The sequence below is a fragment of the Streptomyces sp. NPDC127038 genome, assembly GCF_042725875.1.
Taxonomy (GTDB): Bacteria; Actinomycetota; Actinomycetes; order Streptomycetales; family Streptomycetaceae; genus Streptomyces.
The window spans coordinates 1-8,973 of the sequence record NZ_JBHXDQ010000122.1 but is presented as its reverse complement, the minus strand read 5'-3'; the positions used below and the strand labels follow the sequence as shown (position 1 = coordinate 8,973).

Below are 8,973 nucleotides of genomic sequence, written 5' to 3'. Positions count from 1 at the left end.
GCCTTCGAGAAGGTGCGCCGGGGCCGCTTCCGGCTCGGACCGCTGCCGCCTCTTACCGGCGGATGCCTACGTCAGCGACGGGGCCCGTGGTGGCAGTCCTGGTGGGCGGGGTGCCAGACGCGGACCCACTGGCCGGGGTGCCGGCGGTGGTGCCGATCCCGGAACGCCGGGCGCCACTCCCGGGCCCAGTGCCCCGCCACCTTCACGCAGTGGCGCGACGCCTCCGACGGCCGGTGGCCCTGCGGGGTGGCCGACGGCCCGTGGTCCCGCGCGGCACCCGGCGGCCGGTGACCCTGCGACGCCGTCGGCGGCTGGTGGTCCTGCGGGGCGGCCGACGCGGTACCGACCGTACCGACGACCGCCCCCGCGGCCAGCGCCACCGTCGCCGCCCCCAGGGCCGCGGCCCTCTTCAACCCGTTGATCATGTTCAGGCCTTTCCGTACGAACCGGGGCCAAAACCCCGGCACTGCCCGAACCGTTCGGCCGGGCACGGATTGATCCTTGCGCCCGGATGCGACCGAATCACCGCAGAACACCGTGTTCTTAAGCAATGGAAATGGATTTCTCATTCGGCACAAATAGTCATATGTATGCCCGCCAATGGAGTGACCTGTCGCGCGTCGGCGGCCACGGGGACTTCGTCTCCTCACGCCTGCCGCTCCAGGCATCGGCATCAGCGTGATGAAGCCATGGAGGCTCGTCCCAAAGAGGACCTGCGGCCCTGTCGTTCACACCGTGCGCTCCGGCCGAGGCCCGCCCGCTGTGGTCGGAGCGGCCGCCTTATGCCCCCCGAAGAGCGTCTACACCTCGTCCGGGTTCTCCTCGGCGTAGAGGCGGGCGTCAAGCTCGGCCGCCCAGGCGAGGGCCCAGGCGCGCAGGTCGGCCAGTTGGCCGGGATTGAGGCCGTAGTCGGTGAAGTCCTTGTCGTCCCACCATTCGGCACCGTTGAGGCGGTCGCGGAGGTCCTGGAGGCTGAACTCGAAGCGTGCGTGGCGGCGGCCGAGCGTTTCGAGGTCGGCGGTGGTGCGGTGCTGGGAGGCGGCGTGGACGTCGATGAGGTCGCGGACCGCGCCGCGGTCCGCGAGCGCACGGACCTTGGTGCCGATCACGTCGTCGAGGGCCAGCACCGGTCCGTACTCGGTCTGCGTAGGCGGACTCCAGAATGCCTCTTTGAGGACGTCCACCTCGCATTCCTCTCCGGATTGCGGGTCGGTTGCGATGAGACGGCCGGAGAGAGCGCCCGTCTCGATCCGGCGGACGCCCCAGCCGCGGATGACGAGGCCGTCGCTGACCACGGCGACGATCTCGGCGATCGAGGCCGGGTTTTCGGTGGCTACGTCGAGGTCCTGGCTGAGGCGGTCGACCAGTCCGTGAGCCTGGACGGCGTAACCGCCTGTGATCACCAAGGGGTACGGGGTGCCGATCGCGAGTACATCGGCAAGGAGCCGGCGGTGAAGGTCGGTCAGGTTCACGCGGCCGGCACGCTCCGGGCGGCGGACAGTTCGGGGAAGGCTGTTTCCCAGGCGTCCCTCAGCGGTCGGCTGATCAGGGTGCGCAGTACCGGCCACTGCCCGAGCAGCAGATCCCGGTTCAGGAAGGCGACCAGGTCCTGGCGCTGCCCTTCGGTCAGGACGGTGCGGTAGAGGCTCATCCGCGAGCGCGGCTGTTCCATGTCGTAGGAGCGGCGTCCTGACCAGGCCACGTGCAGTGGCAGGTCGACCGAGCCGTGGGTAGGCCCCGTCAGGTCCTGAAGATCCGCGGGCAGCCGCTTGGCGTACTGCTCGCGGAGCAGCTCGAAGGCGTTAGGCACCGGGAAACGAGAGGAGCTGGCCATGCCCCCGATTATCGCCTGCCCGACCGGGCGGGTCACGGCCGACGCCCGGACCGGCACACCCGACAGTCGATTCCTCGGTGAGGCGTGGCAGGCCGAGAACGAGATCGCAGCCAGACCGCCTTCTGCCCTCGGCGGCCTTTCAGCACCTCGATGAAGGCCCGTGGATCATCGATGCGCGCTGGCGTAAAGCCCGCAGCCCGCCTTCCGATATCGCTCCTTCTACGTCGTGCCGGCCTTCTTCGTCTCGGGCAGGGGCCGGGCGCCGTCCGGTGCCCTGGTGCGGGCGGCGCGGGTGGTGCGGCCGGTCAGGGTGAGTGTCGCTGCCGCGGCCAGGCCGAACGTGCCGGCGGCGAGGAGCTGCACCCGGTAGTCGAGGCGGGCCACCATTCCCGCGCCCAGGAGCAGGGCGAGTCCGGTGGGCGCGTACATCACGGTGCCGGCCGTCGCCGTGACCCGGCCGAGCAGCTCGGACGGGGTGTGTCTCTGAACGGCCGTCAGTGCCGCGATGAGCGGGACGGGCAGGCCCAGGCCGAGCGCCAGACTGCCGCCGAGTACGACGGGCGTCCAGGGCGTCGCCCGCGCCAGTACGCCGATGGCGAGGAGGGCGAGTCCGGCCGCGGGGAGGGTGCGTTCGGGCAGCCGGCGCATCAACGTACCGGCTGTCAGCCCGCTGCCGACCGACCCGAGGCCCTGCAGCGAGGTGAGCACGCCCGCGAAGGCCGGGGACCGGTGGAGCCCGGCGTCGAGCATCGCGTACGTGGCCGTGCTGCTGAGGCCAGCGGCATCATGGCCGTCGCGCTGGTGGCGACGAGCGGGCGCAGTACGGGGTGGCGTCGTAGGTAGCGGGCGCCTTCGGCGGTCTCGCGGGTCCACGCCCGCCTGATGCGGGCCGTGGGCGGGGCTTCTCGTACCCGGATCAGTCTGAAGGCGGTCGCGGCGAGGACGAAGGTGGCCGCGTCCAGCAGTCCCACCGTCGGTCCGCCGAAGGCGGTGAACAGGCCCGCGCCAGCCAACGGGGCGAGCAGTTTCATGCTCTCGTTGGCGGTGAGCACCAAGCCGTTGAAGTCACCGCGCAGTTCGTCCGGCACGGCGGCTGCCACCAGGGCCGTCTCGGCCGCGTCCGTGAGCACCATGCCCGTTCCGACCAGGGTCATCACCGCGAACAGCAGCCACACTTGGCCCTGCGAGCGCACGAAGAACGGTGCGGTCAGTCACGTCCGGCAGTACCTGTGGGGAGGACACTTCTGGTCCGGCTCCTACTTCGCCGGGTCCTGCGGCGGTGCACCACTGACCGTGGTCAAGCAGTACATCGAGAACCAGAAGCGCCCCATGGGCTGAGGTGAAGACTGCGGACCCATGCCTCTGGTGCGGGCCAGAGCAGTTCTGAGACGGCCTTCAACCCCGCCCTATAGGGCAGAGCACTGGCCAAGATCAAAGGTAGAAGGCCGCGTTGCGGTCCCGCACAACCTTCGCCGCGTTCCAGCCCATGCCCCTCCCCCGTTCAGTCCGTCCGGCTTTCGGTCCGTCCGGTCGCACAACCTACCCCCAATGATTCGATTGGGGGTAGTGGGTTCGGGACACCGGGGTGCGCTTTACTGGCTCGCGTGACCGATACCGATCCCGTGCTGCGCGCGCTCGCCCATCCCTTGCGGCTGCGGATGCTCAGCCTCATGTGGCCGGGGCCGATGTCGGCCGCCGAGCTCGCCCGCGAGCTGGAGGTCTCCCACGCGCTGGCCAGCCAGCACCTGCGGCGCTTGGACGCGGTGGGCCTGGTCGCGCTGGCGGAGGAACGCACCCGTCGCGGCGGCAGGGAGCGCCGCTATCGCACCGTCCAGGGCACCCTGCTGTCCGACCAGCACGAGGGGACCCCGATGCTGGCCGAGACGATGGCGCGCACCCTGCGGGAACGGTCCCTGCGGCGTGCGGAGGACGGCGAGGGGGTGACCGTCGACGCCGAACTGTGGGTGGATCCCGGGACCTGGCAGAACATCCGGCGACGGCTCGCGGAGGTCGCCGCCGAGCTCCATGAGGCGGCCCGGCCGCCGCACACACCGGGCACCGTTCCCCTGGGGGTCAGCATGATGGCCTTCCCGCTGCAGGACGTGACGCAGCCGCCAGAGTGACCCTCCCGGGCCGTACCGATTCCGGACCGGCGACCGGCGCGTCCTCGCTGGTCGTGAGTCTGTCAAACGCGGCGGCAGAAGGCCGAAAACGGTGGATACTGCCGGGGTGCCGACGGATCTGATGAGCGTGCTGGCCGTGCTGGACTGCCATGAGCCGGGTTCCCTGCTGGAGTTGCGGGAGACGCGGTGGCTCGATGCGAGGGCGGCCCCGTACCGGCTCGGCGAGGATCCCCGGGCGGCCGAGGAACTCGCCGGGGACGTCGCGGCCCTGGCCAACGCTGGCGGTGGGGTCATCGTCATCGGCATCGCCACCCGCACGGACGGCGACGGCGAGGTCCTCGACCGTGTCGTGGGCGTCGGCCCGCAGGCGGTGGACGCCGGCCAGGTGCGCGAGCTGCTGCGCACCCGGATCACCCCGGCCCCGTACGGGGTGCGCATCGGCTGGTCCGGCGCCGGGGACAGCGACGACGGGCGTGTGGTGTTCATCCATGTCCCCGAGCCGGCCCCCGGCACCCTCTTCGTGGTCGCGGGGCCGACGGGTCAGCCGGGTGTTCGGCAGGCGGACACGGTCGCGGTGCCGGTGCGGGACGACGACGGGACGCACTGGCTGACGCGCACCGGGATCCAGGCGCTGCTCTCGGCCGGGGTCCGCGCTTCCGGGGTGTCCACCGGCCAGGCCCTGGCCGCGCTCATAGACGAAGCGGTGTACGAAGCCGGGCCGGGCGGCGGTGAGTTGAGGGCCGGTCAGGGGGGCGGCCAGGAGGTCGGCCAAGGAGCCAGCCAGGGAATCGGCGAGGAAATCGGCCAGGGGCTCTGGGAGTACGAGCGGGAGATGCGCGAGGCGCACAAGGAGCTCGCCGGGGCCGGGCTGGGGCAGCCGGCCGGACCGGTCCGGGCTCACGGGCCGGCCGTCCTCCAGGACTTCCACCACGCGCGCGGCGACGAGCCCGGCTGGGTGCTGTGCCTGGTGGCCGACCGGCCGCCCGTGGCCGTCGCCGCGCCCGTGTGGCAGGCGGTCGTCGACGCCGGCCGGCTCGCCCCGGACCAGGAACCGCTCGCGGCCGTGGGCTGTCCCCTCCCGTCCGAAGGCGCGGCCGGGCCGTGGGTGATCGGGGCCGACGCGCGCAGTGTGGAGCTCGGCGGCGGTACGTGGGGCGCGGGCCGCCTGACCCACGTGGAGCCCGGCGCCGGCGGGTGGCGGTGGGAACCGCTCCCCCGCTTCGGGCTCCAGCAGAGCAGGTCGGCCGGTAACTGGACGGCCGGCCGCCCGCCCGCGCTGCGCCTGCGTGCCCTGGTGAACCTGCCCTGGGCCGACGCGGGCACGCTGGAGATCACCAAGCCCCGGCGCGTCCAGCTCGAACGGCAGCTCCCCTACGGCGCGTTGGCCGGCGCGGTGACCATGCTGTCCAGGCGGCGGGGCGCCGAGCCGCGTACGGCCGTCTGGGAGCGGACGCCGTCCGGCAACGCGGCCCGCTCCGCCGGCTACACGTGCACGATCCCCGTGCCCGGCGGCGGTCCGGCCCTGCGGGCTGCCGCCATGCTCGCCCTGCCCACCACGGTGAACCCCACCGTGGTCGCCTGCGCGGAGGTCCTGGTCGAGGATCCGGCGGCGTGGGCGCGCGCGCTCGGCAGCGGCCCGAACACCCGGCTCGACTTCGACGAGGTCCAGACCGTCCTGCTGGACGCCTGGGAGACGGCCGCCGAGCTGCTGCCCGGTCTCGTCGGCGATCCGGCCGGCCTCCGGTGGGCGGCCCCGCCGACCACCGAGCTGCGGATAACCTGCGAACGGCCCGGCGCCGACGGCGTCCTGCCCGCCCTGGGCACGCTCGTCGACCTGGCACCGCTCGGCGTCGGCTACGACGGCGGCCGCTCGTGCATGGCGGTCACGGTCACCGCCCCTCCCGTCATGGGCCGCAGGGAGCGCCGGAGCCTGATGCGGCAGGCGCTGGTACGCATGGCCCTCGAGTTCGGGTACGTCGGCGCCGACGTGGGCCTTGGCTGACAACCGCCCTGGCCACAACCGAGACCGTCACGTCGCCCGTCACGCGCGCTGTCCTTGGCCCTGTCCCCAGCGCCGACGGGTTCGGGGAGCAAGCCAGCTTCTCTCCGGTCAACACCCCCAGAGGCGCACCCGGGTTGGGCGACCGGCCGGCAACGCCACGGGGAAGCAGCGGCAACTCGCGACGTTCCCGGAGCGGTGTTTCGAGACGGCCGGGCGATCCGCTGCATCCGGTCCGTGTCCCCACCAGGAAGAGAGAAAGGGTCTCCCGCACCCCTGGAAGGCATCCGCCGGCTTCCGTGAAAGGCACGTTCCATGGTCGAAGTCGAACGCACGCTCACCCTGCATCACCCCCTTCCGGACGTAGTGGCCTACCTGGCCGACTTCTCCCACGCCGAACAATGGGACCCGGGCACGGTGAGCTGCCGTCCGGCCGGAGCCGGCGCATCCGTCGCCGAGGGTGCCGAATGGCTCAACGTCTCGACGTTCCGCGGACGGCGCACCGAACTCCGCTACCGGCTGGCCCGGCTCGAAGACCGGCGTCTGACCTTCGTCGGACGTAATCGCACCGCCACCTCCACGGACGACCTGACCTTCCACGAGGAGAAGGGCGCCACCGTTCTCACCTACCGGGCCCGTGTCGAGTTCCACGGTCTGGCCCGGCTCGCCTCTCCGTTCCTGCGCGCGGAATTCGAGCGGCTGGGGGATGGGGTGGTCAGCCGGATGCCGCAGGCGGTGGACCGCCACTTCGGCGCCGGCGGAGGCTCGGCGGGTTGACCCGGCCACCGCAGGTCCCGTCCGATGCAACGGGCCGGAGTGGACCGTCTCGCTGCACTCCGCCTTGGTCACTCCCGCGCACGTGCACAGGTTCTGGGCTTCGCCGGGTTCAAGGACGCAGCTCAGCGGTGGCCATACACCGTCCATGGGAAAGCCCCGGGACGACGGACGCCGTCCCGGGGCTGCGCAGACGTCACCTGGCGGCTGCGGTTTCGGCGAGCTTCTGGAATTGGCCAAGGTCGTAGTTGGCCAGGACGGAGTCGAGGTTGGTGAGCGCGCCCACGTGCTCCACGAATCCCTTGGGGTCGTACTCGATCTGCAGGGTGATACGACTCGATGCGTCGCTCAGCCGGTGGAACGTCACGACTCCTGCGTGGTGGACGCCCTGAGTGGTGTGCCAGGCGATCCGCTCCTCGGGGATCACCTCGGTCAGTTCGGCGACGAAGTTCTTGTCCGCTCCCGGCAAGGACAGTTGCCAGGCGAAGCGGCGTTCGTCCAGCGGCTCCACCAGACGGACGTGACTCAGGAAGGACGGCCAGCGGGTCACATCGCTCCACAGGTCCCAGGCGACGGACACGGGGGCTTGAATGTCGACTGTCTCCACCAGGGAAGCAGACACGCGGACACCTCTCTCGTCCTTGGATCGACGCCCGGACGGCGACGAATCAGTGAAACCCGGCTACCCAGGCACGTGCGCCTCATACGGCGCTGCCCCGGCCCGCCGATTCCGGCGCGGCACCTGGCCCGGCAGGACCTGTGGCCACCAGCAGGACGTCCCGGGACGCGGTACGGAACGACCGCGCCGGGCCTGAGCAGACGCGGGCGCCTTCCTGCTTGCATCACTGCACGTGGGGTAGTCGATCACCCCAGGGCGGAACCCTGCTCCTGGGCCTGCGTGATCTGACGGGAGCACTCTGTGTGACGCCCCTCGTCGCTACCGTAAGGAGCCCGTGGTGAAGAGCCGCGCCGACGCCCGGATCAGGCATCCCCGGCACGAGCGCCGGGGTGAAGCGCGGCTGCCGGCGGCTGTCGCCACGCTCATCGCCATCGCTCTGTACGTGGCTCTGCCTCAGCAGCTCCTCGTAGCCCCCCGCTATGTGCTGTCGGTCCTGGAGCTCCTGCTGCTGGTGCCGCTCATCGCCATCAACCCCAAAAGGCTCACCCGGCAGACCAAGACCTTTCGAGTCCTGTCGCTGGCTCTCGTCCTGCTCATCGCCGGCGGTAACCTCACCGCACTCGGCATCCTCGTCCACGAACTGGTCCATGCCGAGGTCAAGGACGGGCCGTCCCTGCTGGTCGCGGCCCTGCAGGTGTGGCTGACGAACATCATCGTGTTCGGACTCGCGTACTGGGAACTTGATCGCGGCGGTCCTGTCGCGCGCACGCAGTCCTCACGTAGCGAGCTGCCCCTGGCCGACTTCCGGTTCTCGCAGGACGAGAACGACGACGCGGTCGAGGAAGTCGCCGACGGCGCCAGCAAGGCCTGCGACTGGGTTCCCACGCTCGTGGACTACCTGTACATCTCCGTGACGAACTCGACGGCCTTCAGCCCGACGGACACCATGCCCCTGTCCACTCGAGCAAAAATCTTGATGAGCATCGAGAGCGTGGCTGCTCTTGTGACATCTCTCCTGGTCATCGCCCGAGCTGTCAGCATCCTCCACTGAAGGGGCCGGCCGACGTGGCCCGCGCCGGCCATGACCCCATCGGATCATGCTTTGCTCTCGCCACCGTGTTTCTCTGGATGCGCCGCGGATCACGCCGTACCCGTGTCGCCGGCGGCTCCAGTCCCTTGGCCGACGCCGGATCATGCCCTGACCCTCCCGATCTGAACAACGCACAGAGGGCTTCCGAGGCTGCTCGGCCGGTCAGACGGGATCGGTTCCAGCCGCAGGCACAGCCACTCCGGCTGCCGGCCGAGAAGACCTTGCCAGGCTCGGCCCCATGCGGATGCGCAACGTGAACCGAAGGGAAGCCGCTCTGCGAGCGGCGACTCGGGGTGCTTGCATGGGATGACAAGCGGGCCAGAACAGAAGCCGCGGGCAGGCAAGCAGTCGGCCCTGCTGCGAACACGCCGAGGCGGGTACCAGGTCAGTTCTGACCGAATGCTAGACGGAGGACGAAGTGGACTGGGGACAGTTCGGACAGCAGCTGGCGACGATGGCACGGGACCTGTTGGCTCAGGACTCCTTCGATGCCACCCTTCAGCGGATCACGGCATCGGCCACGGAGCTGGTCGA

The 8,973-nt window shown here is 70.8% G+C and carries 10 protein-coding genes and 2 pseudogenes; 6 read left to right on the top strand and 6 right to left on the bottom strand.

What is annotated here, in order from left to right; genetic code table 11:
• Window positions 1–71 precede the first annotated feature (71 nt).
• The 5 genes from ACFWI4_RS40615 to ACFWI4_RS40595 all read right to left on the bottom strand — a co-directional run bounded on the left by ACFWI4_RS40615 (window position 72) and on the right by ACFWI4_RS40595 (window position 2,988).
• Window positions 72–425 carry a hypothetical protein gene (locus ACFWI4_RS40615; RefSeq protein WP_387206668.1) on the bottom strand — a complete coding sequence of 118 codons (354 nt, stop codon included), beginning with the start codon at window positions 423–425 and terminating at the stop codon, window positions 72–74.
• Window positions 426–800: 375 nt separating this feature from the next.
• Window positions 801–1,472, bottom strand: coding sequence for a nucleotidyl transferase AbiEii/AbiGii toxin family protein (locus ACFWI4_RS40610; protein ID WP_387206666.1), 672 nt, complete (start codon window positions 1,470–1,472; stop codon window positions 801–803).
• Complete coding sequence (locus ACFWI4_RS40605; protein WP_387206664.1) at window positions 1,469–1,834, bottom strand: hypothetical protein; 366 nt, start codon at window positions 1,832–1,834, stop codon at window positions 1,469–1,471. Before ACFWI4_RS40605 ends, ACFWI4_RS40610 begins: the two co-directional genes overlap by 4 nt.
• A gap of 219 nt (window positions 1,835–2,053) precedes the next feature.
• A complete protein-coding gene (locus ACFWI4_RS40600; protein WP_387206662.1) occupies window positions 2,054–2,542 on the bottom strand; it encodes an MFS transporter in 489 nt (162 codons plus the stop codon).
• Entirely contained in the window at window positions 2,497–2,988 is a 492-nt protein-coding gene (locus ACFWI4_RS40595) for an MFS transporter (protein WP_387206660.1), read from the bottom strand. Before ACFWI4_RS40595 ends, ACFWI4_RS40600 begins: the two co-directional genes overlap by 46 nt.
• Window positions 2,989–3,079: 91 nt before the next feature.
• On the opposite strand from ACFWI4_RS40595, the pseudogene ACFWI4_RS40590 reads away from it, so the two are divergent.
• The 4 genes and pseudogenes from ACFWI4_RS40590 to ACFWI4_RS40575 form a co-directional block, all read left to right on the top strand.
• A pseudogene (locus tag ACFWI4_RS40590) lies at window positions 3,080–3,172 on the top strand (transposase); the annotation flags it as partial.
• A gap of 266 nt (window positions 3,173–3,438) precedes the next feature.
• Complete coding sequence (locus ACFWI4_RS40585) at window positions 3,439–3,957, top strand: ArsR/SmtB family transcription factor (protein WP_387206658.1); 519 nt, start codon at window positions 3,439–3,441, stop codon at window positions 3,955–3,957.
• Between the two features lie 106 nt (window positions 3,958–4,063).
• Window positions 4,064–5,959: a helix-turn-helix domain-containing protein gene (locus tag ACFWI4_RS40580; protein WP_387206655.1), complete on the top strand. Its 1,896-nt coding sequence runs from the start codon at window positions 4,064–4,066 to the stop codon at window positions 5,957–5,959.
• Window positions 5,960–6,271: 312 nt separating this feature from the next.
• Window positions 6,272–6,733, top strand: coding sequence for an SRPBCC family protein (locus tag ACFWI4_RS40575; RefSeq protein ID WP_387206653.1), 462 nt, complete (start codon window positions 6,272–6,274; stop codon window positions 6,731–6,733).
• Between the two features lie 193 nt (window positions 6,734–6,926).
• On the opposite strand, the gene ACFWI4_RS40570 is transcribed toward ACFWI4_RS40575, so the two are convergent.
• The gene (locus ACFWI4_RS40570; RefSeq protein ID WP_387206651.1) at window positions 6,927–7,352 is read right to left on the bottom strand and encodes an SRPBCC family protein; all 426 of its coding nucleotides are present in this window, start codon (window positions 7,350–7,352) and stop codon (window positions 6,927–6,929) included.
• A gap of 334 nt (window positions 7,353–7,686) precedes the next feature.
• On the opposite strand from ACFWI4_RS40570, the gene ACFWI4_RS40565 reads away from it, so the two are divergent.
• Both ACFWI4_RS40565 and ACFWI4_RS40560 read left to right on the top strand, forming a co-directional pair.
• Window positions 7,687–8,400, top strand: coding sequence for a hypothetical protein (locus ACFWI4_RS40565; RefSeq protein ID WP_387206648.1), 714 nt, complete (start codon window positions 7,687–7,689; stop codon window positions 8,398–8,400).
• A 457-nt stretch (window positions 8,401–8,857) separates the two neighbouring features.
• Window positions 8,858–8,973, top strand: a pseudogene (locus ACFWI4_RS40560) (antitermination regulator); the annotation flags it as partial.

What these genes read in the sequence shown, in the direction of transcription:
- ACFWI4_RS40615 (WP_387206668.1), bottom strand. Translation starts at nt 425, where the DNA reads ATGATCAACGGGTTGAAGAGGGCCGCGGCCCTGGGGGCGGCGACGGTG.
- ACFWI4_RS40605 (WP_387206664.1), bottom strand. Translation starts at nt 1,834, where the DNA reads ATGGCCAGCTCCTCTCGTTTCCCGGTGCCTAACGCCTTCGAGCTGCTC.
- ACFWI4_RS40595 (WP_387206660.1), bottom strand. Translation starts at nt 2,988, where the DNA reads ATGACCCTGGTCGGAACGGGCATGGTGCTCACGGACGCGGCCGAGACG.
- ACFWI4_RS40575 (WP_387206653.1), top strand. Translation starts at nt 6,272, where the DNA reads ATGGTCGAAGTCGAACGCACGCTCACCCTGCATCACCCCCTTCCGGAC.